22 protein-coding genes are annotated in these 23,932 nt (G+C 64.6%); 9 read left to right on the top strand and 13 right to left on the bottom strand.

Going from position 1 to position 23,932, the window contains the following annotated elements; genetic code table 11:
- Positions 1-4 precede the first annotated feature (4 nt).
- The 5 genes from AC0L30_RS13045 (at position 5) to AC0L30_RS13025 (ending at position 5,244) form a co-directional block, all read left to right on the top strand.
- A complete protein-coding gene (locus AC0L30_RS13045) occupies positions 5-385 on the top strand; it encodes a response regulator transcription factor (RefSeq protein WP_007596023.1) in 381 nt (126 codons plus the stop codon).
- Between the two features lie 174 nt (positions 386-559).
- Positions 560-2,464 carry an FUSC family protein gene (locus AC0L30_RS13040; RefSeq protein WP_354127214.1) on the top strand — a complete coding sequence of 635 codons (1,905 nt, stop codon included), beginning with the start codon at positions 560-562 and terminating at the stop codon, positions 2,462-2,464.
- Positions 2,461-2,664: a DUF1656 domain-containing protein gene (locus AC0L30_RS13035; RefSeq protein ID WP_007596028.1), complete on the top strand. Its 204-nt coding sequence runs from the start codon at positions 2,461-2,463 to the stop codon at positions 2,662-2,664. Before AC0L30_RS13040 ends, AC0L30_RS13035 begins: the two co-directional genes overlap by 4 nt.
- A gap of 11 nt (positions 2,665-2,675) precedes the next feature.
- A complete protein-coding gene (locus AC0L30_RS13030; RefSeq protein ID WP_473404430.1) occupies positions 2,676-3,968 on the top strand; it encodes an HlyD family secretion protein in 1,293 nt (430 codons plus the stop codon).
- Positions 3,969-4,233: 265 nt separating this feature from the next.
- Positions 4,234-5,244, top strand: coding sequence for a helix-turn-helix domain-containing protein (locus AC0L30_RS13025; RefSeq protein ID WP_007596031.1), 1,011 nt, complete (start codon positions 4,234-4,236; stop codon positions 5,242-5,244).
- A 203-nt stretch (positions 5,245-5,447) separates the two neighbouring features.
- Here AC0L30_RS13025 and AC0L30_RS13020 read toward each other — a convergent pair whose 3' ends face one another.
- From AC0L30_RS13020 to AC0L30_RS12975, 10 genes are all read right to left on the bottom strand, one after another.
- Positions 5,448-6,395 carry an ACP S-malonyltransferase gene (locus AC0L30_RS13020; RefSeq protein WP_473404429.1) on the bottom strand — a complete coding sequence of 316 codons (948 nt, stop codon included), beginning with the start codon at positions 6,393-6,395 and terminating at the stop codon, positions 5,448-5,450.
- A 9-nt stretch (positions 6,396-6,404) separates the two neighbouring features.
- Positions 6,405-7,355 carry an AEC family transporter gene (locus AC0L30_RS13015; RefSeq protein WP_473404428.1) on the bottom strand — a complete coding sequence of 317 codons (951 nt, stop codon included), beginning with the start codon at positions 7,353-7,355 and terminating at the stop codon, positions 6,405-6,407.
- Entirely contained in the window at positions 7,352-8,233 is an 882-nt protein-coding gene (gene mdcB, locus AC0L30_RS13010) for a triphosphoribosyl-dephospho-CoA synthase MdcB (RefSeq protein WP_007596034.1), read from the bottom strand. The genes AC0L30_RS13015 and mdcB overlap by 4 nt, the downstream gene beginning before the upstream one ends.
- Complete coding sequence (mdcG, locus tag AC0L30_RS13005) at positions 8,230-8,910, bottom strand: malonate decarboxylase holo-[acyl-carrier-protein] synthase (protein WP_473404427.1); 681 nt, start codon at positions 8,908-8,910, stop codon at positions 8,230-8,232. The genes mdcB and mdcG overlap by 4 nt, the downstream gene beginning before the upstream one ends.
- Complete coding sequence (gene mdcE / locus AC0L30_RS13000; RefSeq protein ID WP_473404426.1) at positions 8,885-9,607, bottom strand: biotin-independent malonate decarboxylase subunit gamma; 723 nt, start codon at positions 9,605-9,607, stop codon at positions 8,885-8,887. Before mdcE ends, mdcG begins: the two co-directional genes overlap by 26 nt.
- A complete protein-coding gene (locus AC0L30_RS12995) occupies positions 9,594-10,532 on the bottom strand; it encodes a biotin-independent malonate decarboxylase subunit beta (protein ID WP_473404425.1) in 939 nt (312 codons plus the stop codon). The genes mdcE and AC0L30_RS12995 overlap by 14 nt, the downstream gene beginning before the upstream one ends.
- The gene (gene mdcC, locus AC0L30_RS12990) at positions 10,529-10,846 is read right to left on the bottom strand and encodes a malonate decarboxylase acyl carrier protein (protein ID WP_007596039.1); all 318 of its coding nucleotides are present in this window, start codon (positions 10,844-10,846) and stop codon (positions 10,529-10,531) included. Before mdcC ends, AC0L30_RS12995 begins: the two co-directional genes overlap by 4 nt.
- A gap of 10 nt (positions 10,847-10,856) precedes the next feature.
- Positions 10,857-12,503 (bottom strand): malonate decarboxylase subunit alpha, encoded by a 1,647-nt coding sequence (mdcA, locus tag AC0L30_RS12985; RefSeq protein ID WP_473404424.1) that lies wholly within the window; start codon positions 12,501-12,503, stop codon positions 10,857-10,859.
- Complete coding sequence (locus AC0L30_RS12980) at positions 12,500-13,366, bottom strand: MBL fold metallo-hydrolase (protein ID WP_219681589.1); 867 nt, start codon at positions 13,364-13,366, stop codon at positions 12,500-12,502. The genes mdcA and AC0L30_RS12980 overlap by 4 nt, the downstream gene beginning before the upstream one ends.
- A 98-nt stretch (positions 13,367-13,464) precedes the next feature.
- A complete protein-coding gene (locus AC0L30_RS12975; protein WP_473404423.1) occupies positions 13,465-14,250 on the bottom strand; it encodes an alpha/beta hydrolase in 786 nt (261 codons plus the stop codon).
- A 315-nt stretch (positions 14,251-14,565) separates the two neighbouring features.
- Between AC0L30_RS12975 and AC0L30_RS12970 the strand changes: the two genes are divergently transcribed.
- A complete protein-coding gene (locus AC0L30_RS12970) occupies positions 14,566-14,907 on the top strand; it encodes a hypothetical protein (RefSeq protein WP_007596049.1) in 342 nt (113 codons plus the stop codon).
- 266 nt (positions 14,908-15,173) lie between these two features.
- Here AC0L30_RS12970 and AC0L30_RS12965 read toward each other — a convergent pair whose 3' ends face one another.
- Complete coding sequence (locus tag AC0L30_RS12965) at positions 15,174-15,596, bottom strand: hypothetical protein (RefSeq protein ID WP_246648717.1); 423 nt, start codon at positions 15,594-15,596, stop codon at positions 15,174-15,176.
- A gap of 27 nt (positions 15,597-15,623) precedes the next feature.
- Between AC0L30_RS12965 and AC0L30_RS12960 the strand changes: the two genes are divergently transcribed.
- The gene (locus AC0L30_RS12960; protein ID WP_473404422.1) at positions 15,624-16,796 is read left to right on the top strand and encodes an efflux RND transporter periplasmic adaptor subunit; all 1,173 of its coding nucleotides are present in this window, start codon (positions 15,624-15,626) and stop codon (positions 16,794-16,796) included.
- Positions 16,793-19,936, top strand: a complete 3,144-nt coding sequence (locus AC0L30_RS12955) for an efflux RND transporter permease subunit (RefSeq protein ID WP_473404421.1) — start codon at positions 16,793-16,795, stop codon at positions 19,934-19,936. Before AC0L30_RS12960 ends, AC0L30_RS12955 begins: the two co-directional genes overlap by 4 nt.
- A 31-nt stretch (positions 19,937-19,967) precedes the next feature.
- Here the strand turns inward: AC0L30_RS12955 and AC0L30_RS12950 are convergent, their stop codons facing one another.
- On the bottom strand, positions 19,968-20,450 hold the full coding sequence (locus AC0L30_RS12950) for a hypothetical protein (RefSeq protein ID WP_473404420.1): 483 nt from the start codon (positions 20,448-20,450) through the stop codon (positions 19,968-19,970).
- Between AC0L30_RS12950 and AC0L30_RS12945 the strand changes: the two genes are divergently transcribed.
- Positions 20,403-21,527 carry a sensor histidine kinase gene (locus tag AC0L30_RS12945; protein ID WP_473404419.1) on the top strand — a complete coding sequence of 375 codons (1,125 nt, stop codon included), beginning with the start codon at positions 20,403-20,405 and terminating at the stop codon, positions 21,525-21,527. The genes AC0L30_RS12950 and AC0L30_RS12945 overlap by 48 nt on opposite strands.
- A 14-nt stretch (positions 21,528-21,541) precedes the next feature.
- Here AC0L30_RS12945 and AC0L30_RS12940 read toward each other — a convergent pair whose 3' ends face one another.
- Entirely contained in the window at positions 21,542-23,833 is a 2,292-nt protein-coding gene (locus AC0L30_RS12940; RefSeq protein ID WP_473404418.1) for an FdhF/YdeP family oxidoreductase, read from the bottom strand.
- Positions 23,834-23,932 lie beyond the last annotated feature (99 nt).

The following is a 23,932-nucleotide window of genomic DNA, read 5'->3' as shown; positions in this document are numbered from 1 at the left end:
CCCCATGGCCAAAAGCTTGGTGATTGCGATCGTAGACGACGACGAAGGCGTTCGGGCATCGCTGGCGAGCCTCGTGCGTTCGGTCGGCTACGAGGCCCAGGCCTACGAATCCGGCGTGGACTTCCTGCGGCAGGCGCAGGGAGACGATCCGGCATGCATGATCGCCGACGTCCAGATGCCGGTCATCACAGGCGATGAGCTGCAGGCCCAGCTGGTTGCCGCCGGCCGCCATTTTCCAATCATCTTCATGACGGCGTTTCCGAGTGAAACCGTGCGTCAGCGCGTCATGGCCGCAGGCGCGCATTGCTATCTTGGCAAGCCTTCCAGCGGTGACGAGATCATCCGCTGCCTCGAAGACGCGCTGGCAGGCAACGGGCCGCAATAGTCCGGCCCGCGGCTGGCGCGGACGAGCGCCGTTTTCCCTCAACCCGACGTGCAATCCGGCAACGAGGTTGGTGAACCGGAAATACCGGCGAGCCCCTCGCACCTCATATTCGCGCGCGTATCACAGCACTGGCGGGGCTGGCTGTTCTGCCGAGGGAAATGGGGATCTCGCGCGATGCAAATCAATGCCGATGCTGCCGCCGCGGCGCGCCCATTGGTCTTCGCCGGGTTTCCGGCGAGCTCCTGGGCCTTTGCGCTGCGGGTGTGGCTCGCGATGCTTCTCGCCCTCTATGTGAGCTTCTGGCTCGAGCTTGAATCGCCCTCGTCGTCAGCCCTCACGGTGGCGATCCTGGCACTGCCCACGCGCGGTCAAGGCATGGAAAAGGCCGGCTACCGATTGCTTGCAACCGCCATCGGCGTGGCGGCATCGATCGCGATCGCCGGCATGTTTTCCCAAACCGACGGTCTCCTGCTCGCGGTGCTCGGCATTTGGATCGGCCTTTGCGTCTACGCCGTCGGGATGCTCGACGGCAATCGCGCTTATGCAGCGTCTCTCTGCTGCACCACGGTCGCGCTGATTGCCGTTCAGCAGATCGACAGCCCGCTGCAAGTATTCCCGACCGGCGTCGCGCGGGGCGCGGCCATCAGCGTCGGGGTCCTCGCGGTGGCGCTCGTGAATGAAATTCTGGCCGCGCCGAACTATCATCCGGCCCTGGCAAGCCGCATCGAGGCGCTGCACCGGCGGGTCACGGATCTCGCGCAAGATGCCGAGCGCGGCCAAGCGCCATCCGCACCCGTTGCGGCGAGCCTGTTGCATGATATCGCAGCACTGCGCCCGGACATCGCGAGCCTAGCGGCGGAATCGAGCGTGGGCCCGACAAGAGCCGCGGCCGCGCGTTCCGCGCTGGTCGATCTCGTCAGCGCGTTCTCTCTCGGCCGCATGCTGGCAGCGCTCTCCGCCACGTCCGCTCCGGCGCAGAATGGTGACGATCCGGACCAGGATGCGGCCGGGCTGATCGCGATTTCCCGATCCTGGCTGCGCATCGAAATCAGCCGCAAGAACGCGCAAGTGCGCAGCAGCCTCGATGCGCTGCGTGCAGGGACGCGTCCCTATCGTGCATGGCACGCACCGCTCTATCGTTCGCGCCGCATTGCGGCCGAAGCCGGCGCACGGGCTGCGATCGCGTTCACGCTGATCGCAATCTTCTTCGTGCTGGCGGGCTGGCCGACAACAGAGCTCTGCCTTTCACTCGTCGCCGTGATCATAGGCCTCGGCTCAACCTCGCCCGCGCCACGCAGCTTCACGCTGGTGGCGGTGATGGCGATGCCGATCGCCTGCGTGCTGGCCGGCATCTTGAAGTATCTCGTCTTCAATGGGGTGTCCGAGTTTCAGCTGCTGGCGATCGGTCTTGCGCCTGTCGTCATCGGCCTCGCGCTGCTGGTCTCGCTGCCGAGCCCGATGCTGTCTTCCCTCGGCCGTCTCGTCCTGGTGTTCACGCTCGCGGTGCTCGCACCGACAAATCCGCAGAGCTACGACCCCGAGGTGTTTCTGCTGACGAGCTTCTTTGCCTGCCTTTCGTCCGTCCTCGTCTTTGCCGCGCAGTTGCTGCTGCCTCCCTTGTCATGCGGCCGGCGCATTCGGCTGCTGTTGGAAGAGGTCCGGCGCGAGCTGAGCCGCCGCGACAGCGGGCCAGCCCGGCATCTCGCGCCGGAGGAAGCCGCCTTTCGCGACGCGGCGCGGATTGAACAGATGGTGACCGCAAACGGCCCCTCCGCAATCAATGATCAGATCGCCGGCACGGCCATGCATTTTTTCGACAAGGCCGACGCCCTGCGACGTTGCCGTGCCGAACTGGACCGGGTCGGCCAGGGCCCGCTCGCCGGAGCGGCGCAGGCCGCGCGAGAGGCCCTCGTCCGGCGGGACGGCGGTGCGATCCTCGCTTCGGCCGGGGCGCTGCACCAGGCGGGAGCGCCAAGCAACCTGCCCACCAGTGCAGCCATCGCCGCGCTGATTGCGGCAAGTGCGGCGTTCATGCCGCCACAATCTCCGACCGGCTCCAGCCGAGGGACATCACCATGATGAACACCTATCGGGAACTCGTCATCGGTGGCGTGCTGATTGCCCCCATCGTCTCCTATGCGGCAACAGCGATGCTCGCGTTCCTGATGCTGCGCCCGCTGCTGCGCTTCGTCGGCTTCACGAGATTCTTCAGCAACCCTTCGCTGGCCGAACTCAGCCTCTACGTGGCGATGTTCGGCATGCTCGCACTGTTCTTCTAGGGAGAAAAGCCATGGAAGCCACCCTGCCCCGCAACGCCGCCCCGCTTCATGGCGAGCCAACGACCGAGGCGCCGGTGGATGCCGCAGACACCGTGGACGGTTCGAACATGCCGGAGACCGTAGCGCGCGACACCGGCGATCACGCCGCGGCCGGCGTCAAACCTCCGGAACAGGCGGCTCCCTCCGCGAAGGTGCTGCGCGAGGGCGCCCGCCGCTTCATCCACGGCGCGGCCAAACATCTTGCGACCCTCGGCATTGCACTGGTCGCCGTCTTGATATCGCTCGCGACCTGGCAGCATTACGTCACCGCGCCCTGGACCCGGAACGGCAGCGTGCGCGTCCAGGTCGCCAACGTCGCGCCGCAGGTTTCGGGCGAGATCGTGGAACTGCGGGTGACCGACAATCAGTTCGTCCATAAGGGCGACGTGCTCTACGTCATCGACCCCTTCGACTTCGAGGTGGCCGCCCATGTCGGCAAGGCCGTCCTCGACCAGCGCGCGGCGGATCTCGAAGTGAAGCAGGCCCAGTTCAACCGGCGTCAGCGCTTGTCCAACCTCGCAACGACGCCGGAGGAACAGCAGATCTTCGCCGGCAATGCCTTGCAAGCGAAGGCTGCGTATGAGGCGGCGGCGCATCAGCTTGCTCAGGCCGAATTGAACCTGAAACGAACCAACGTGACGAGTCCGGTCGACGGCTACGTCACCAACCTCCTGCTGCGCGTCGGCGATTATGCTACCACCGGCGCCAGCAACGTCTCCATCATCGATGCCAACAGTTTCTGGATCGACGGCTATTTCGAAGAGACCAAGATGGCGGGCGTGTGCGTGGGCGATCGCGCAGAGGCACAGCTCGTCGGCTACTCCAAGCCGCTTCAGGGACATGTGAAAACCGTGACCCGCGGCGTCAGCGTGTCGAACGCCGCATCCGGCACCCAAGGCTTGCCCAACGTCGATCCCATCTACACCTGGGTTCGGCTTGCGCAGCGCGTGCCGGTTCGCGTCGCCATCGACACGGTGCCTCCGGGGGTGCCGCTGGTCTCCGGCATGACGGCGACGGTGACGATCCGGCAGCCCTCAAGCGAAACCCAAAGCCGGTTTGAGCGATTCCGCACGAACTTCGTGAATCCCGTCGCCGATCTGTTCGGCGCGGGACGTCCGCCTCGCGCGAACTGCCTTCAGGCCACATCCCAGCAGCCCCCCGAGGTGGAAGCGGTTCCGTATTCGCGCGAACCCGCCATTCCGCCAGCGGCTGCCATCGCACCGGGCCTCACACCCGGCCTCGACGCCTCGCCACGCCTGCCCTGAATCAGACGAAGACGGCCGGCCGGACATGACAGTACCGCATGCACCCTCGTTCGGTGTGTTCTCTCCACACATGCACTTGATCCCTTTGATTCCAATTGAATTTTTCGCGACACGCGGTCGCACCCGCTCGCACTTGCAAAATCTAATACCGCTTCAGCTTCCTTAACGAGCCTTCCGACGCGGTCGCACCTATCGTTCGAACATGGACCAATTGCATTCTGCTGCCGTCCCGACGGCAGCCGAATCCAGGAAATGGGGACGAACGATGCTTACTGATATGCAAGCGGCCGGCGCCCGGGTGACGTATCAACCCAGCCGCCGCGAATCGGCTTCCCCGCAAGAGTCTCGCGCATTTCCCCTCGAACGAAGGTGGCGCCAGCCCGGCCAACATGGCGGCACCGCGTCCGACGACATCACGATCTCGCGCTGGACCTCGACCCAAACAGGCATAAGGCACGAAGAAGCCGCGACGCCTTGCGACCGATACTTCCTGGCCATCGCCTTGAAAACAACACGGGTCAAACTGACCAGAGGCCGCCACACCGTCTTCGACGGCGTCATGCCGGCAGGCACGCTGTATATCGGCGCACCGTCGCAGCGGCTCAGTGCGCAGTTCTACGCGCCGTGCGATTTCCTGCACTTCCACGTCTCTGCCGGCAGTTATTTTCCGCCTCTACGGCCTGGAGCAGGCCCCGCCGCGCCGGAAGGCCTCAACGACCTCGTCCTGCTCCGCGACCCGTTTGCCGAGCAGCTTGCGAAAGCACTGACCGAACGCGGCCATTCTGCCGACCGGGAATTCGCACGCTGCATTGGCCGGACGCTGGCAATGCACATTGCCCGGCGCGAGCTCCCTCACGCGAAAGTCAATGCGTTGCCGAAATGGCGGCTGCGGCGCGTCGAGGAGTATGTCGGGACGAACTTCGACCACGGCATCACCCTGTCCGACCTTGCCAGGGTGGCGGGACTGTCGCGGATGCACTTCGCGGCCCAGTTTCGTGCCGCGACGGGATACCGACCGCGGGAATACCTGCTGCATCAGCGCATCGAGCGTGCGAAATCACTGCTGTCGAATTCCGACACGGTCCTCGCCGAGGTGGCGCTGACCGTCGGCTTCTGCACCCAGGCGCATTTCTCGACCGTCTTCAAGCGGATCACAGGTGAAACCCCCGCGCGCTGGCGATGCGCCAGCCGGAACGCGTCGGCTTCGTCCAGGCTCGGCGATCCCGCTGCGACACGCATGACGGTGTCCCACGCGCTGCCCGCGGAAATCACGTGAATCATGCGAAATGAGAAATAACAGGGGTTCGTGAAATACTTTGGCCGCGCGATCGGCGATGCTGTGTGTGTTAGGTGACTGAGACCCCCAAGTCACGGCTCGAGCCTCTTTCTCCTCCCTGGGCATACGAGCATTTTGGGGCCGTCCTCCCCCAAGGATGGCCCCTTTTTTTCCACCGCGCAGCGCGATTGTCTCTTCGGAATTTATCGCGCTTGGGCGCTCAGGTGACGCGTAATCCAGGCGCGGACACCGTGAAGGCTCCTGAAATCGTCCAGCGAACGAGCCGGAAGCCCGGGCTCGATCTCGGCAACCATCCTGCTGAGCGCATATCCCGGCCCCAACTCGAGAAACCCCGTCGCGCCCGCTTCGACACAGGCTTGCAAGCAATCTGCCCATTGCACGGTTTGCGAAATCTGCGCGGCAAGCTTGTCGAGACCTTTGTTGGCCGACACAACCGGAGTGGCATCTATTCCGCTCAGAATGCGCGCACCGCTCCCCGGCGGGAACACCACCGGTGCCAGGCGCAGAGTCTCACGAAATAGGGCGGACGCGGCGGCGAGCCGTGTAGTGTGGGAGGCCACCTCAACCGGCAACGCGACGATCCTTGCGCCGCGTATCGCCCGCGCGTCTGCGGCAATTCCGCTCAGCGCCTCCCGGCCGCCGCCGATGACAAAGGCATCGCCGGGATTGACGAGGGCGATCGCCGCGCCGTGACGTTCGCAAAGGCGACCGATCTCGTCTCGCGAAAGACCACGGACGAAGATCAGACCGTCGCCGGCGCGCGTGGCCGCATCCATGGCTTCTGCGCGGCGCGCCACGAGATCGAGCGTGGCAGTCGCATCGAACAGTCCGCCGACACCCCAGGCCGCGACTTCGCCGACACTATAGCCGGCAATGATGACGCCACGCGGCATGACATCTGCGAGCGCACACGCCGCAGCGAGCGGCTGCAAGGTACAGAGAATCTGGCCGGCACGGTTGCGGTGCAGGGCCTCATCAGGTTCGCCGCGGACGAATTCGCGCGGATCCCTGCCACCGAGCAACGCCGCCGCACGCGCAAACAGCTGCGCGGCGTCCGGCGCGTCGCCCGTGAGGGCGAACATGTCCCGATGCTGGCCGCCTTGGCCCGAGCAGAGGATCGCAAGCGTCATCGCCGCGGCCTAGTGGGGAAAGAGCAGCGCGATCGCAATCGCCAGGGTCACGACGCTGAATCCGGTGCTGGCGATGACCATCGACCCTGCCCTTGCGGAATCCAGCCGGTAGTTGACCGCGAACAAAATTCCGAAGAAGCCCGACGGCGTCGCGGCGAGCAGAATAGCCGTTTTCGCCGCGTCCTTCGTCATCGGAATGAGGCAAATGACCGCAACTGCCAGCAGCGGGCGCACGATGTCCGAAGCCACCGTTGCAGCGACGACCTTCCAGTCCAGCCGAAACGACTGCGCCGACAGAATGGCTCCGGTGAGGAACAGGGCGACGCCGGCAGCCGAACTTCCAATCAGCGCGAGGCTTGCACGGGCCAACGCGTCGAGGCTCACATCCGATAACGAGAACAGGATGCCAAGCGCGGGCGCGAGTACCACCGGCTTGGTGATCGCACGCCGAATTGCCGTCAGGACCTGCCGTGCCGCCATTTGCTCGCCGCGAGCCTTGGCGGCGCCCATTTCCGCCATGATCAGGGTCAGCGGACTGATGAGGATCGAGCCCGCCGCCAATGCGACGGCAACCGGCACAGTGCCGGCCGGCCCCACGACTGAGGTCATGATCGGAAGGCCCACGCCGGCGAGATTCGGAAAGCCAATCGTCAACGCCTGTAATGATGCTTCCGACCGGGACACCTTGGAGACCCCACGCGCCGTAAAATACCAGGCGAGATAGACCAGCAGCATCGTCACGCCGAGCACCAGGAAGAGCGGAACCTGCTCGATCATCTCACGGCGTGACGCCGAGGCTGTCGCCGCGAACAGAGAGGCCGGCAGCGCAAAATCCATCACGAGTGCGTTGAGGGCGTCGACGTGAAGATTGTCGACGATATGGAATTTTCCGGCGGCGTATCCCAGCAACAGAACCAAGAAGACCGGCACCAGCGCCATCAGGATCGCGTTGGACATCATGAAATCGGCCTTTCATGGGCGTCGACGAAGAGCGTCATCGCAAGCAGGTCGGCCGATCCACCCGGGCTGAGGCGACGGGCGACGAAGCTTTCGTGGATCGACTGCGCCCGCGCACGCCAGCCGGACACGCCGACGCCGCCTGAAGCGATGAAGCGACGCGCCGCGTCATGTGCAAAGCGAAGGCCGTCAAGCCCACCGCGATGCAGGAGGTTGGTGTCTTCGACGAATGCGATCAGCGCAAAGCACGCCTCGACCCGGGCGGCTTCCGTATCTTCCAGCGCAATCGGCGTCGCTCCGCGCAAGGCCGGCAAGCCGATCCGGTAGACGCTGGGAAATCCGTTTGCGGCCTCCATCCGTGCACCACCCGCACGAAAGCGGCGGCGGGCTGCGCTGCCATGGCTGTGCAGCAGCACCGGACCATCGAATATGCTGTCGCCCCACAGGCGCGCCACGACAGCGCCAAGCGGAAGTCCGGGATCGACCAACCCGCCGGCTCTCGCGCCGGCCGCCGCGCACAGCAGGCCGAGCCCGAAGATCGCGCCACGGTGCGTGTTGACCCCCGCGGTCGCCGCCAGCATGGCGCGCTCCGCTTCAAGGCCGATGATGCGCAGCCGCCCCATGCCGCAGCCAAGCGCGCCCGCATCGGCCAGGCGTTGCAGGTAGGGCCTGATGGCCGCAGCACTGCGACGAAACGTGCCCGCATCCATGTCGTCGTGGCTGCCGTTGTCGACATGGCTCACCAGCCCCGGCTTCGGCCAGGTTTCGAGCTCCTGGACGAGGCAATCGGCGGCGACGGCGCCGATCGCGGAGACATCGGGCGCGATCTGCGCCCGGCGCAGAACCGGCCGTTCCACGCCTCTTGCGGCCGTGGTGATCATGATCCCGTAGCTCCCGACATGAATTGATGCCTGCCGAGCAGGACCACGCGCGCGAGGCTCTTGACCAGAAGCTCGCTGGTGCCGCTGTGGAATTCGCGCCAGTTGACCGCAGCGCCGTCGGCGCCCATCAACTCGCCATCGAGCCGCATCGGCGCATCAGTCTCGATCGCAGCGACGTCGGCGACGAAACGATCGATGTCGGTTTCGCGGTGAAACTCGAACAGGACATCGAGATCGGAACGGTCGGTCACGTAGTCGAGCCCGGTCAGCGACTGCCAGGCCAGGCTGCCGAACACGCGCACCTCCACCGCATGGCGAAGCGCCAGCCCGTCGAGCCGGTCGAGCGTCGACCACCAGTTGCGCGGCGCGTAGGCCCGCGCCTGCCGCAGCGGCGGCGGCCTCGCAACCGAGGCGACGTGGTCGATATCGACCACGAGAGAGACCCGTTTCTTGCCGGCAGAGGGCGGCAAGGGCAGGCCCAGCGCGAGGCCGGTTGCCTCGCATGGCAGAGCGCGTCGCCTGATCGTCGGCCATCGCATTTTTGGCCAGCGCGCGAGAAGGGAATCGGCTGCGAGGTCGTCGCGCGCGTCCAGCATCGCGCGCCAGCCTTCGGGGCTGATGAAGACCAGGTCGTGACGACCCGGTGGACGCTCACCGTGCTTGCAGGGCGAGGTCATGAACGCGCTCCGCGATCTCCGTGGCCTTCAGCCGGCCGCCACGCTCCTTGCCGAGCGCATCCCGCCGATCCTGCACGGCCGGCATGCCGGCCAGCAGCGCCTCCAACTGGTCGGCAAGCGACCTGGCATTGCTCCACGTCATGTGAACGGCGCCCATCTGTGCGAGATTGGACAGGCCCGGCGCGAACACCGGCGTCGACTTCGCCTTTTCCTGCAGGGCCTCCATCGACAACTTGGTGACCTTCGCCATCGACGGCAGGTCCATCACCGCGGGATCGGCCCCTGGCAATCCGACCAGCACGCGCGTCGCTAGGCCCGTCGCAAGCAGGGCGCCCGCAGCCGAGTGACCATACAGAAGGCCGACGGTCGGGTGGCCATTCATATCCGCATGGATCAGCACCTTCGCCAGATGGGCGAGGAACTCGTTCAACCCGAGCAGCTCGTCACGCTTGCTCATGCGCTGGCTGTCGCTGTCGACGAGCACCAGGATCGACCCGGAGTCCCGGTCGATCGACTCCAGGACGTGGCCCGACAGCCTGATCGCTTCGTCGACGCCTAACGCCGTCCGGTCTGCAACACCAAGCACGAGCATCCGGCCGCCGGATCGCAGCGTCGCCGAGCCGAGGATGACGCCCTTGTCGTTCCTCACCTCATGGCCGTCGGGAAAGAGCGAAGCGAGGATATTATCGAGCGTCACGGCTGGTCCTCCCGATGCGGTTGGCAAGAGCAATGAACTGATCGGCCGGCAGCTCTGGAACGGCCTCGGCATGCGCGATGCCTTCCGCCGTCCAGATGTCCACGGCATCGCCGCAGTCACCGAAGCTACGCAGCCGGTCGGCAAGCCGCCGCTGCTCGGCCCTCAGTCTGTCGAGACCGAAAGGTCCGACCAGGCCGAGCAGCTCCAGCGCGGCCTCGCGAAAATCCTGCACATTGTCGTCGGCGAAGACATCGGCGGCACCGAGCAGACGGCGATGCTTGCCTCCCATGGTCCGCCAGACCAAGGCGCGATCGCGGGAATCGAACTCCTCGACGCCGCGATTGGTCTCGATCACTTCGGGGCCCGACACTGCGATACGCCCCGGCTCCGAGACGGCGAGAGCGGAGCAACAGCCTGCGATCAGGCCGCCGCCGCCATAGCATCCGGACCTGCCGCCGATCAGGCCGATGACCTTCACGCCTGCGCTGCGGGCTTCCATCAAGGCGCGCATGATCTCGGCGATGGCCAGCTCGCCAGCATTCGCCTCCTGCAAGCGGACGCCGCCGGTATCGAACAGGATCAGGACGGGGATCGAGCCGATCTGACGCGCGGCGCGGAGGAGCCCCGTCAGCTTGGCGCCGTGCACCTCGCCAAACGCGCCACCCATGAAGCGGCCTTCCTGCGCAGCGACGAACACCGGCGAGCCATCAAGCCGTCCGTGACCGACGATGATGCCGTCGTCGAACTGCTCGGGAAGGTCGAATATCTTCAGATGCGGGCTGACTTCGCGCTGCTCCGGTCCAATGAACTCGACGAAGCTGCCGGCGTCGAGCAGCAGGTCCAGCCGCGTGCGGGCCGACGCCTCGTAGAAGCTTGTGCTGCGGGCCCGTTCGGCCGGGCTGATGTCCTTGAGCGGAGCGGTCATTGGCCGGCCTCCGCGATCAATCGCACCGCCTGCGCTAGCCGAAGCGACACCGTATCGGGACGCGCACCACCGTCATTGATCGAGAACTTCAGCCCGCCCGGCGAATAGCGCTCGACGAAATCGCCGATCACGGCGCTCCAGACAGCTCCGAAGCCTATGGCCGCGGTCTTGATGTCCACGACGCATTCCGCATCCGGCAAGCTCCGCTCGACCAGCACTTCCAGATTTCCGGAAGCGACCACGCCGACAATCGCGCGTTGCCTGGTGCCGCCGGCTCGCGCGCGAACCTGGTGTTGAAAGTTGAGATCTTCCATGGTCGGTCCCTCACCAATTCCTGAATTTTGAGGGCGGCGCGTAGAGTCCGCCCGACCAGCGCACGAGATCCTTGATCGAGCGCGCCGCCAGCAGGCTGCGATCCGCATCGAGCGGATTGATGCCGAGATCTTCCGGCCTGCGGATCACGCCGCGCTCGCGCAGGCGCGAGACCATGCCGTAGTCCCGCCGTCGGCCAACGTCGGTGTAGCCGGCAACGCCACGAATGGCCTGTTCGCGCTCCTGCGCGGTGCGGCACAGCAAGAGGTTTGCCACGCCCTCTTCGGTGATGATGTGCGTGACGTCGTCGCCGTAGATCATGACCGGCGCGAGATCGAGCTTCAGCTTTTCGGCGAGCTCGATCGCATCGAGCTTCTCGACGAACAGCGGCACGTTCTTGTCGCCGAACGTCTCGCCGATCTGCACGACCAGCTTGCGGCCACGGCGCATCAGTACCGAGCTGTCCGGATCGGCCTCCGCTCCGGCCTTCAGCCAGGGCGCGCTCGGATGGCGTCGCCCGCGGGCATCCGCCCCCATGTTCGGGGCGCCGCCGAAGCCTGCAATGCGCGAGGTGGTTACGGTCGACGAGTTCCCTTGCAGATCGATTTGCAGCGTGGAGCCGATGAACATGTCGCAGGCATAGAGCCCGGCGGTCTGGCAGAAGGCGCGGTTGGAGCGCAACGAGCCGTCCGAACCGGTGAAGTAGACGTCGGATCTGGCCCGGATGTAGTCGTCCATGCCGACCTCCGACCCGAACGAGTGGATCTGCCGCACCCAGCCGGACTCGATCGCCGGAATGAGCGCGGGATGGGGATTCAGCGCGAAATGGGACGCGATCGTGCCCTTCAGCCCCAGCCTCTCGCCGAACGTCGGCAGCAGGAGCTCGATCGCGGCTGTGCTGAAGCCGATGCCGTGATTGAGCCGCTGTACGCCATAGGGCGCATAGACACCTTTGATCGCGAGCATCGCTGTCAGAATCTGGCCTTCCGTGATCGCCGCCGGATCGCGCGTGAACAGCGGCTCGACGAAGAACGGCTTGTCGGCCTTGACGATGAAATGGACACGGTCCGCCGGGATATCGACCCGCGGAACGGTGTCGACGATTTCGTTGACCTGTGCGATCACGACGCCGTCCTTGAACGCGGTCGCCTCGACCACGGTCGGGGTGTCCTCGGTATTCGGGCCGGTGTAGAGATTTCCCTCGCGGTCGGCGCTGACGGCGGCGATCAGCGCGACGTGCGGCGTAAGGTCGATGAAGTAGCGGGCGAACAATTCGAGATAGGTATGAACCGCGCCCAGCTCGATCTTGCCGCCGAACAGCATGCGCGCGATGCGCGCCGATTGCGGTCCTGAATAAGCATAGTCGAGCCGCTTTGCGACCCCGCGGTCGAATAGGTCCAGATGCTCGGGCAGAACCACACCCGACTGCACCATGTGCAGATCGTTGACCTTGGACAGATCGACCGCCAGCAGCGCGCGGCTCAAGAGATCCGCCTGCTTCTGGTTATCGCCCTCCAGGCAAACCCGGTCTCCCGATCGGACCACGGCCTCCAGCAGGCGCGTGACGTCGTGCGCTTCAACGACCTTGCCGCGGGCAAGGCCGGCTCCTGCCGCAATGCGCGCATCGCGCGCGGCTCGATTGTTCTGCCAGCTCGTCACGACCTCAGCTCCTTTGCGGCGTTGGCTCCGCTCCAGAGCGATCCCGGATTGGCACGGTCGGGATGGAGCTCGAGCATCGCCTCGTAAAGCTCGCGCGGCGATGTCGTCGCCTTATCGAGGCGGTTGAAATCGAGCAGGTATTGACGGGTCTCAGCGATGTTGCGCGGATCGTCGTCGTTGTCCGGCTTCTTGTGTCCGGCCACCACGAAGCGCGGCTTCAAGGCATCGAGCCGGCCGAGCGCGGCGATCCATTCCAGCCGGCTCTGCGTATCGGTTTCGACCAGATAGGGATGAATGCCGTTGTACACGGTGTCGCCGGCGACAATCAGGTCGAGAGAGGGGACATGAAGAGCAGTTGAGCGGGCCGTATCGGTTCGTCCCATGTCGACGACGACGAGCTTGTGTCCCTCGAGCGTAAGCTCGCCTTCGAGGGGCGCAGCCGCGGCCAGACGCTCTGCGATCTCGCCCGGAAAGCGCTTGCGCCAGAAGCCATCGAGCGCTTCAGGTGCAAGCTGCGCCTTCATCTCCTCGACGACCTCGGGAACTGCAACGGCCTTCGCATGCGGAAAGCGATCGAGCAGCGGCGCCAGGCCGAAGAAGTGATCTCCGTGCCCGTGCGTGACATAGATCGTGGTCAGATTTCGCTCGCACGAAACGACCCAGTCCAGCAACGTTTTCGACTGCCCGGCGGTAAGGAACGTGTCGACGAGGACCGCATCCCGCTCGCCGTAGATCAGTGTCGACGAATTCGCGACCCACATCAAATCCGGATTGCCGGACGGCAAGTCGCGGCTGAGTCCGGCCCGCTTCACCGTCGTCACCTTCCAGTTCAGAGCGGAGCTGGTCGTCTCGATCATTTTCATGGGAATTCTCCGGATGGAATATTCGGGGCGGCGGGAGTGCTGTCACTCCCGCCGTCCTTCCTTCTGCCGGTCGTGCGTCGGGACCAGCAAAAGCACGGTCAGCGCGTGACCGGCGACTGAATGCTGCGCGCGGCGCGGGCGATGACCGCCGCCACTTCCTTCGGACGGGACTCGTAGACCGAGTGGCTCGCGCCGGGGATCACAGTGGTCTGGCTCTTGGCGCGCTCATAGTACCAGCGCTCCAGATCCGGACTGATGATCTGGTCGTTGCCGGCGACGATGCCCCAGCTCGGCTTGGTCTTCCACGCCGCTGCCGTCAGCGGCGTGCTGAAGACCTGTGTCGCGGCCGGGACCTGCGAGCGCGCGACGAACTCAGCCCGCTCGCGCGGCAGATCCGGCGCGAACAGTTTCGGGAATTGCACGGGATCGAGATAGGTGAATTTGTCGGGGGTCATCTTGATGACGCCTTCGGTCTTCCCGAGCACGCTCGGCGTCTTCTTGCCCAGCGCCGATTCGTCCTCGCCGACGTCGGGCGCATGTGCGGCGACGTAGACAAGACCGACGACGTTGGGATGTACGCCGGCCTCGGTGATGATCGAGCCACCGTAGCTGTGACCGACGAGAAGCGTCGGGCCATCCTGCAGATCGAGAATACGTTTGGCCGCAGTGACGTCGTCGGCGAACGAGGTCTCGGGCTCCTGCACCATGGTGACGCGGAAGCCTTCCTTGGTCAGGATCTCGTCGACCGGCTTCCAGCCGGACCCATCCACCCAGGCGCCGTGCACCAGGACGATGTTCTTCAGGGGCTCCGCGCGCGCAGGGGCGACGGCCGAGAACAAGGAGAGAGCGGCGGCAAAGGCGAGGCTGGCGCTGATGTGTTTCATGTCGGGATCACTCCGGGTTGGAATGACGCGATACTAATTTCAAGGCTTGCTTGCGTATTTCCGCAAACAACTATCCTTGCCACTTCGCACGCCTGGACACGCGAGCTGCGACGATCGCTGCTCGAACATCCTCCGGACGTAGCCCCGTTGAGCGAGGCATTTTTGGGGGCTCACGTTATGTACGCTGACATTCATGACATGACCTCTCGCAAGCGTGAACGGCCGGCGTTCGTACACGAAAGACGATCGATGCGCGCCCTGTCATTCAAGGCAACGTTCCTGACGTCACTCGAAATTCAAGCATAGGATCGAACAATGACATCCATCGCAAAGTGCAGCTTGGCCCTCTTCGCCCTGCTGTACGCAACAATGCCGGCTCGTGCCGGAACCTGCACGGATGACATCGCGCAAACCCAGGCCCAGCTCGATCTGGCCATAGAAAGAGACGCTGGCTCCCACGGCTGGAAGCCGGAGAGCCTCAGCGCGCTGCGCGGTCATCAACCCACGCCCCGCTCGCTCGCGGAAGCAGCTGGTGGCAATGGCATCGATTTCACCGAGGCGCTCGACTCGCTCGATCGCGCGCGCACCGCCAATCGCGGCGGCGACCTCGCCGCGTGCAGTCGGGAGATCGCACACGCCCGGGCCATCCTGAGATAGCGAAGGCTATCTCAGGCCAACGGCGAGGCGATGCGTCGAACGTGGTCGCGCAAGACAGAATGCGATGCACGACGCACCGGATTCGCCTCGTCGTCGTGCAGCCGGGCAGCAGGGCGTGCGTTCTGGAAATACCCGCGCCGGCGCAGCTTCCTATTGTTCGATCGCAGTCGGCCGGAGCTTTCATCCATGCGACAACAATATTCAACATACAACGGTGTGATGCTTGCGACCGCCATGCTGTGGCTGGTCCCGGCTGCGGCCATCGCTCAAACAACGGCGCCGGGAATGCAGCCTCCCGCCGGCATGCTTGCGACGTCGCCGCTCAACCCGCAATCCACGCGGCCAGTGGGCATTCCGTTGGGATCGACCGAAATCGTAACGCCCGGCATCTCGCCGATCAACCCTGCGCAAAGCACGAGCGCCTGCGCCGGGTCCGGCAACGCCGCATCGACCGGAGCATTGTTCGACGGCGGCGGGTTGTCCGGCACCTCATCGACCACTTGTGCCGGCAGCACCGCAGCGGTCCCGTCCCTGCCCTCGACATCGACGGTCGGCCGCGTCGGAATTCCGCTGGGCGCCACTGAAATCGGAGGCGCCGGAATCAGTCCGTCCGTGCCGGTGGCTGGCCCGACGCCCTTGAACGGCACAACGTCCTTGAACGGCACGACATCGATCGACGGCTCCGGCAATCCCTGAGATCAAGAAGGACCATCACCGTGAAACGGAACCTCACCATTGCGCTCCTCACTCTCGCTGCGATCATGCTCGGCGCGGGCTTCTGGTTCTTCGGCACCGACCGATCGCCGGCCGTGGCAGCCGCACCCGTGCCCGCTGCGGTGCCGGTGGTCGCCGCCACGGTCACGGGCAAGGACGTTCCGATCTATCTGCACGGCATCGGCACGGTGATCGCTTACAACACCGACGTCGTGCGCAGCCAGATTCAAGGACAGATCGTCAAGATCGCCTTCACCGAGGGACAGGCCGTCAAGGCCGGCGACTTGCTCGCCCAGATCGATCCGCGTCCTTACGAGGCCCAGATCGAGCAGTTGACGGCCAATCGCGGCAGGGACCAGGCGCAGCTCGCGAATGCCGAAGCCAATCTCTCCCGCTACAATCAACTCGGCGACAAGGGCTATGCAACCCCGCAATTGATCGAGACGCAGACGGCGCAGGTGGCGCAGCTCAAGGCTGCCGTGAAGGCGGACCAGGCCCAGATCGACGAGGCCAACGTCCAGCTGAGCTATACGCGCCTCTCGTCGGCCGTTCCCGGCATCACCGGCGTTCGCCAGATCGATGTCGGCAATGTCATTCATCCGACCGACGCCAATGGCCTCGTCGTCGTCACCCAGATCGAGCCGATCTCGCTGCTGTTCACCCTGCCGCAGGCAGACCTGCCGATGATCCAGGAGCACGCCGCAAAGGGCGCCCTGAAGGTCATCGCCTACAGCCAGGACAACAAGACAAAGCTCGACGAAGGCACGCTACTGCTGGTCAACAACGAGATCGCGGGAACGACCGGCACCGTCCAGCTCAAGGCGGTGTTTCCGAACCATGAGCACCGGCTATGGCCGGGCCAGTTGGTGAATGCGCGCCTGCTGCTCGAGATTCAGAAGGATGCGCTCACTGTCGCCGGCTCGGCCGTGCAGCAGGGGCCGAACGGCAGCTATGTCTATGTCGTAGCCGCTGACCGGACGGTTACCTTGCGTCCCGTTCACGTCGCCCAGATCACCGATGGCCAGGCCTTGATCGACCAGGGCCTGAAATCCGGTGACGTCGTCGTCGTCGACGGCCAGTATCGACTGACGGAAGGCAGCCGGGTTCTCGAGCTGCACGGCAAGGCCGCGCGTGAAGCCGACCTGCAGAGCGCCGTGCAGGACGCAATCCCATGAACATCTCCGCCCCCTTCATCCTGCGGCCGATCGCAACCGCGCTGCTGATGGCGGGCCTGCTGCTGTGCGGCCTTGCGGCTTATCCGCTGTTGCCGGTCGGCGCGCTGCCGAACGTCAACTACCCGACCATCCAGATCTCGGCGCAACTGCCCGGCGCCGACCCGGGCACGATTGCCTCGTCGCTGGCCACTCCGCTCGAGCAGCAGCTCAGCCAGATTCCCGGTATCACTCAGCTCACCTCGTCCAGTGCGCTCGGCGTGGCCCAGCTCACGGTGCAATTCGAGCTGTCGCGCACGGTGGACAGCGCAGCGGTGGACGTGCTGGCCGCGATCAATGCCGCGAGCCCGTTCTTGCCGCCGAATATCCCCTACCCACCGACGATCCGGAAGGTGAACCCGGCGGAGACGCCGATCATGCTGATCGCGCTGACGTCCGACTCGCTGCCGCTGACCACGGTCGATGCCTATGCGGAGAACATCCTGCTGCCGAAGATCTCGCAGGTGCCGGGCGTGGGCCTCGTCGGCATCGGCGGCCAGCAGAAACCCGCAATCCGCGTTCGCGTCAATCCGCAGGCGCTTGCCGCGCGCGGCATCGGCCTCGAAGACGTTCGCAACGTGATCGCCGGCGCCAATGTCGACCTGCCCAAGGGCACGCTCAACAGCCCGCGCGTTACCTATACGCTGAACACCAACGATCAGTTGCTCAAGCCCGCCGCCTATGAAGACCTCATCATCGCCTATCGCAACGGCTCACCGGTGCGGATACGCGACATCGGTACGGCGGTCGACGGGCCCGAGAACGACCTCTTGGCCGGCTGGTACGGCAACGATCGCGCCATCATCCTGGCGGTGCAGCGCGTTCCCGGCGCCAACGTGATCCAAACCGTCGATCGCATCAAGAAGCTGCTGCCGCAACTGCAAGCCTCCGTTCCGCCCGCGATCAAGGTGACGATTGCCGCCGACCGGACCGCCACCATTCGCGCCGCAGTCTCCGACGTTCAATTCACGCTGATGCTGACGGTCGCACTCGTGGTGATGGTCATATTCCTGTTTCTGCGGAATTTCTGGGCCACGATCATCCCGGCGATCACGGTTCCCCTGTCGCTGGTCGGCACGTTCGCGGTGCTTTACGTGCTCGGCTACAGCCTGGACAACCTCTCGCTGATGGCACTGTCGATCGCGGTGGGCTTCGTGGTCGACGATGCCGTCGTCGTCATCGAGAACATCGTGCGCCATCTCGAGCAGGGCATGACGCCGATGGAGGCCGCGCTCAAAGGTTCCAGCGAAATCGGCTTCACGATCGTCTCCATCACCCTGTCGCTGATCGCGGTGTTCATCCCGCTGTTCCTGATGGGCGGTTACGTCGGAAAGCTGTTCCAGGAATTCGCCGTCACGATCACCGCCGCGCTGCTGCTGTCGCTCATCATCTCGCTGACGCTGACGCCAATGATGTGCGCGCGCCTGCTGAAGGACGACTCGCGGGCGAAGCACGGCCGGCTTTACCTCGCCTTCGAACGCGGCTTCGACGCACTGCTGGCACTCTATGCGAGAGGCCTGCGAATCGTGTTGCGCCATCGCTTCGTGACGCTGCTGGTGATGCTCTCGACCATCGCGCTGACCGGTTACCTCTACGTCGTCATACCGAAGGGTTTCTTCCCGCAGCAGGACACCGGGCAGATCGTCGGCATCACCGAAGCCGCACAGGACATCTCCTTCCCCGCGATGTCCGAGCGCCAGCAGGCGGTCGTCGATATCCTCTCGAAGGATCCAGCGGTCCAGTCGGTGGCGAGTTATATCGGCCCGGGCGGCCCGACCGCGACGCTCAACCAGGGACGCATTTTCATCGTCCTGAAGCCGAAGCCCGAGCGCAAGGCCAGCGCCGATCAGATCATCGAGCGGCTAGGGCCTCGGCTCGCCCATATTCAGGGCATCAGGCTTTACATGCAGGCCGCGCAGGACATCACCATCGGCGCACGGCTGTCGAAGACTCAGTATCAGTACACGCTGACGGACGCCGATTCCAACGAGCTCACCAACTGGTCGGCGATCTTTCTGGAGAAGCTCCGCGCGCTCGACCTCATCACCGACGTCGCGAGCGACCAGGCCAATGCCGGCCCGAGGCTGGAGGTCACCGTCAATCGCGAGGTCGCATCGAGCTTCGGCATCCTGCCCACGACGATCGACAACACGCTCGATGACGCATTCGGCCAGCGCATCGTCTCCACGATGTTCACCTCGCTGAACCAGTACCATGTCGTGATGGAGGTCGACCCACGTTTTCAGTACGGCCCCGAAGCGCTCAAGGACATCTACCTGAACTCGGCCACCGGCCAGCAGGTCCCCCTGAGCACGCTGGTTCACAGCGAAATCAAGCCCGCGCCGATCCTGATCAATCACCAGAGCCTGTTCCCCTCGGTGACAATCTCGTTCAACCTGAAGCCCGGCGTCGCACTGGGCGACGCGGTGGCGGCGATCCAGAACATCGAGAAGAGCACCGGCAAGCCCGCCTCGCTAACGGCTTCGTTCCAGGGCAATGCGCAGGCGTTCCAGTCCTCCCTGTCGGGCACGCCGCTATTGATCGGCGCGGCGCTGATCGTGATCTACATTATCCTCGGTGTGCTCTATGAGAGCCTGATCCACCCCATTACGATCCTGTCGACGCTGCCGTCGGCGGGCATCGGCGCGCTGCTCTTGCTGCTGGCGGTCCACGTGGATCTCAGCGTCATCGCCATCATCGGCATCATCCTGCTGATCGGCATCGTCAAGAAGAACGGCATCATGCTGGTCGATTTCGCCCTCGAGGTGGAGCGCCAGCACGGGCTCAGCCCGGAAGAGGCGATCTACCAGGCCTGCACGCTGCGCTTCCGCCCCATCCTGATGACGACGATGGCGGCGCTGCTGGGCGGCGTACCGCTGATGATCGGCTCCGGCACCGGCGCCGAGCTGCGTCAGCCGCTCGGCTACACTATCGTCGGCGGTCTGATGTTATCGCAGATCCTGACGCTCTACACGACGCCCGTCGTCTATCTCTATCTGGACCGGCTCAGCAATTGGCTCACCGGACGCAAGCCGCGGTCGGCCGAGACATCCACTCCAGCCACGCGCGAAGCGGATACTGGATTGCGCCATGAATCCGCTTGAGTAGTTAACTGGCGGCATGATGCCAGCTCGATCACAGCTTCGTGCGTTTTGACAAAGCGCCGACGAAAAGGCAAAAGACCGGCCTCCGGCGGGGCGGTAAACCTTTTGCATGACGCTCGAATGCCTGGATGGCTCCGACCCCGTACAGCCTCGTCGATGGTGGCGCCGTTTGCTGCCGATCCACACAATACAGGATCGGATTCTGCTGTGGGCTTGGGGTAGCCTTGTTTTGACCTTGCTGTCCTTCGCCTGCTCGCTGCTCGGAGACAATTTCGCGGCGATTGCCTTCGCCGCTTTTCTGGCCGCTTCGCTGACGCTCGTCGGCGCGGTCATGGACATCACCGCGCAGAAGAAGGCCCATGCCGAGCTGGAGCGGAGCGAGCAGCGTTACCGCCATTTGTTCAGCCGGATGCCGATCGCGCTTCGGCAGCTCGACACCAGCAGGCTGATGGCGCTGTTCCGAAAGTTGCGCGCCGAGGGCGTTACCGATCTGGGCCTCTATCTCGATAGCCATCCCGATTTCCTCCGGACCTGCATGGACGCACTCTCGATTCAGGAGGCCAACGAACGGGCCATCCAGAGTTTCGGGGAAGGCTATGTCGGACGTTCCATGGCCGAGACCTGGAAGCAACGTCCAGATACGTTCCGCCGGGCTATCGAGTCCCGCTTCCGCGGAGAAACGAATTTCGAGGAAGAGACCCAGATGGTCACGTGGGACGGCCGCATCGTCGACGTTCTCTTTACGACGGCTCGCGTCGGCCCCATTGACAATCTCGAAGCAAGCCTGGTCGTTACCATCGACATTTCCGAACGCATTCGCGCCCAGCAGAAGCTCCAGCAGGTACAGGCCGAGTTCGCGCATGCCGCGCGCGTCTCGATGCTCGGCGAGCTCACCGCGTCGATCGCGCACGAGGTCAATCAGCCGCTGGCCGCCATCGCCACCAACGGCGCCGCCGGCCTACGGTGGCTGAACAGGCCCACGCCCGATATCCTCGAGATCCGCAAGACCATCGAGAACATCGTCGTGGATACCCAGCGCGCCGCGAACATCGTGGCGCGCGTTCACGGGATGGCCTCCCGGAAAGCCCCCGAGCAGGCATTGCTGTCCTTTGACGAGATCATCCGCGAAGCACTTCTTTTCCTTCAACACGAGATGGAATCCCGCAGCGTGACGATCCTGCACCGGCCCGATCCGGGCGCGCCGCTGGTTCTCGGAGATCGCACCCAACTCCAGCAGGTGATCGTCAATCTCGCTATCAACGCGGCGCAGGCAATAACGCAGGCCGGATATGACGATCGCAAGATCGTCATCAGCACGGTCACACAGGACGCCGCAACATTGTGCTGCTCGGTGGAGGACAACGGTCCCGGCATCGCCGCCCAGCATGCAAATCGTCTGTTTGACAGCTTCTTCACGACCAAGGACAGCGGCATGGGCATGGGATTGCCGATCTGCCGGTCAATCGTCGAAGCGCATGGCGGCCGGATCGGCGCTGAAAGCAATGGTACGAGTGGCGCCCGGTTCTGGTTTACGCTGCCCATCGCCATCCCCGTCGATCCGCCGCGCTGCGACCTTCACGCGGATATGTGACTCCGGCGGTGCCGCTATTCCCCTGCCGCGGCCGCACGCACCAGGCGGATCGGGACGCCCTTGTATGATGGCGTGAAGCTCAGGGGATCACGGGCATAGAGCGGCACCAGCGGATTGGTCTCCGGATAGTACGCCGCGCAACAGCCGGTCGGAAAGGCATAGGCTACCACGCGGAAGTTACGCACGATCCGCTCGGCGCCATCGGTCGAGGCGGTTATCAGGTCGACGCGGTCGCCGTCGGCAAGCCCGCGCTTGCTCATCTCGTATTCGTTGAGGAAGACCACGTCGCGCTGGCCGAACACGCCGCGATAGCGGTCGGACATCGAGTAGAGCGTCGTGTTGTACTGATCGTGGCTGCGTATGGTGGTGAGCCACAGGAAATCGGGATCGCTCTGCGGCGGGTCCTCGCCGCAACCCGGGAAGACCAAAAAGTTCGCCTTGCCCGACGGCGTCGCCCAGATGCGCTCGCGTGCCGTCGAGGTAAGATGGAAGCCGCCGGGGACGCGGATGCGGGCGTTGTAGCCCTGGAAGATCGGGAACACCGCCTCGATCGCATCGCGAATCCGGTCGTAATCAGCGACGAAGCCGTCCCAGTCGACCACCGTGCGCTCGCCCAGCGTCGCCTTGGCGACGCCGGCGACGATCGCGATCTCGCTGAGGAGATGCTCCGATGCCGGTTTGTTGCGGCCGGCGGACGCATGCACCATCGACATCGAATCCTCCACCGTGACCGACTGTGGCCCCGATTGCTGCACATCGATCTCGGTGCGCCCGAGGCACGGCAGGATCAGGGCGGCGTGGCCGTGGATCAGGTGACTGCGGTTGAGCTTGGTTGAGACGTGGACGGTCAGATCGAGCTTGCCAAGCGCAGCCCGCGTCGCCTGCCAGTCCGGAATGGCCGCGGCGAAATTGCCGCCCATCGCGAAAAAGGCCTTCACCTCGCCGCGGATCATGGCCTCCAACGCGGTCACCACGTTGTGTCCCGGCGCGGCCGGAGGCGTGAAGCCGAAGCGTTGCTCCAGGCGCTCGAGGAAGTCCGCCTTGGGAACTTCCGTGATTCCCACGGTCCGATCGCCCTGCACGTTGGAATGACCGCGAACCGGGCATACGCCGGCGCCATCGCGCCCGACATTGCCGCGCAACAGCGCGAGGTTGGCGATCTGCTGGACGTTGTTCGCACCGCGCCAGTGCTGGGTGATGCCCATTCCGTACACGAGGATGGCGCGCTCGGCCTTCATATAGGCGCCGGCCGCATATTCCATGTCCTCGCGCGTCAGGCCGGACTGACGTTCGATGTCCGGCCATTGCGTGCGCTTGAGATCATCGATCAGCGCTTCGATGCCGATGGTGTGGCCGCGAATGAAATCCCAGTCCAGGATCTCCGGCTGCTCGGCGGCACGAGCGGCATCGTCGGCTTCCACCAGAATCTTCATGATCCCCTTGAGGACGGCGACGTCGCCGCCGACCCGCACCTGGAACAGTCTTGAGCTGATCGTCGTCGACGACAGCGTGATCATCTCGACCGGGCTCTGCGGCGCCTGGAAGCGCTCCAGCGCCCGCTCACGGAACGGGTTGAACGAGATGATGGACGCGCCGCGGCGTGCCGCATTGCGCAGGCTGGTCATCATCCGCGGGCTGTTGGTGCCCGGATTCTGGCCGAAGATGAAGATGCAATCGGTCTTGTCGAAATCCTCCAGCAGCACGGTTCCCTTGCCGACGCCCAGCGAGTACGGCAGGCCGACGCTGGTCGCCTCGTGGCACATGTTCGAGCAGTCGGGAAAGTTGTTGGTGCCGTATTCGCGCACGAAGAGCTGATAGAGGAAGGCGGCTTCGTTCGAAGTCCGCCCGGACGTGTAGAACTCCGCCATGTTCGGATCCGGCAAGGCCTTGAGCTCGCGACCGATCATGTCGAATGCATCGCTCCACGCCACCGGGAGATAGCGGTCGGATGCGGCGTCGTAGGCCACCGGATGAGTGAGCCGCCCGACCATTTCGAGATCGTAATCGTTCCAGCCCGCGAGCTCCGTGACGGTATGCTCGGCGAAGAATTCCGGCGTGCAGCGCTTCGATGTTGTCTCCCAGGCGATCGCCTTGCCGCCGTTCTCGCAAAATTCGAATGACGAGGTATGCTTCGGATCGGGCCAGGCACAGCCGGGGCAATCGAAACCCTCCGGTTGATTCATCCGGCTGAGCGTCGCTGCACCTTTCAGCGGCGCCCGCTGCACCAGAAGCGCCTCGCTGAGCGCCTTGAGTGCGCCCCAGCCGCCGGCGGGCTCGCGATAGGGACGAACCGATTTCGTGGTCATCTCGATATCTCTCGATATGGCAATTCTCCGGTTCAGTTAAGGATCGCGCAGGCAGAGCCGTCTTTTCAGAACGAAGCCGAATTTCGCAATTGCACACGT

The organism is Bradyrhizobium sp. MI1.11 (assembly GCF_055811255.1).
Note: the sequence above shows the minus strand (reverse complement) of the source record. Positions and strands in the feature narration are given on the sequence as shown.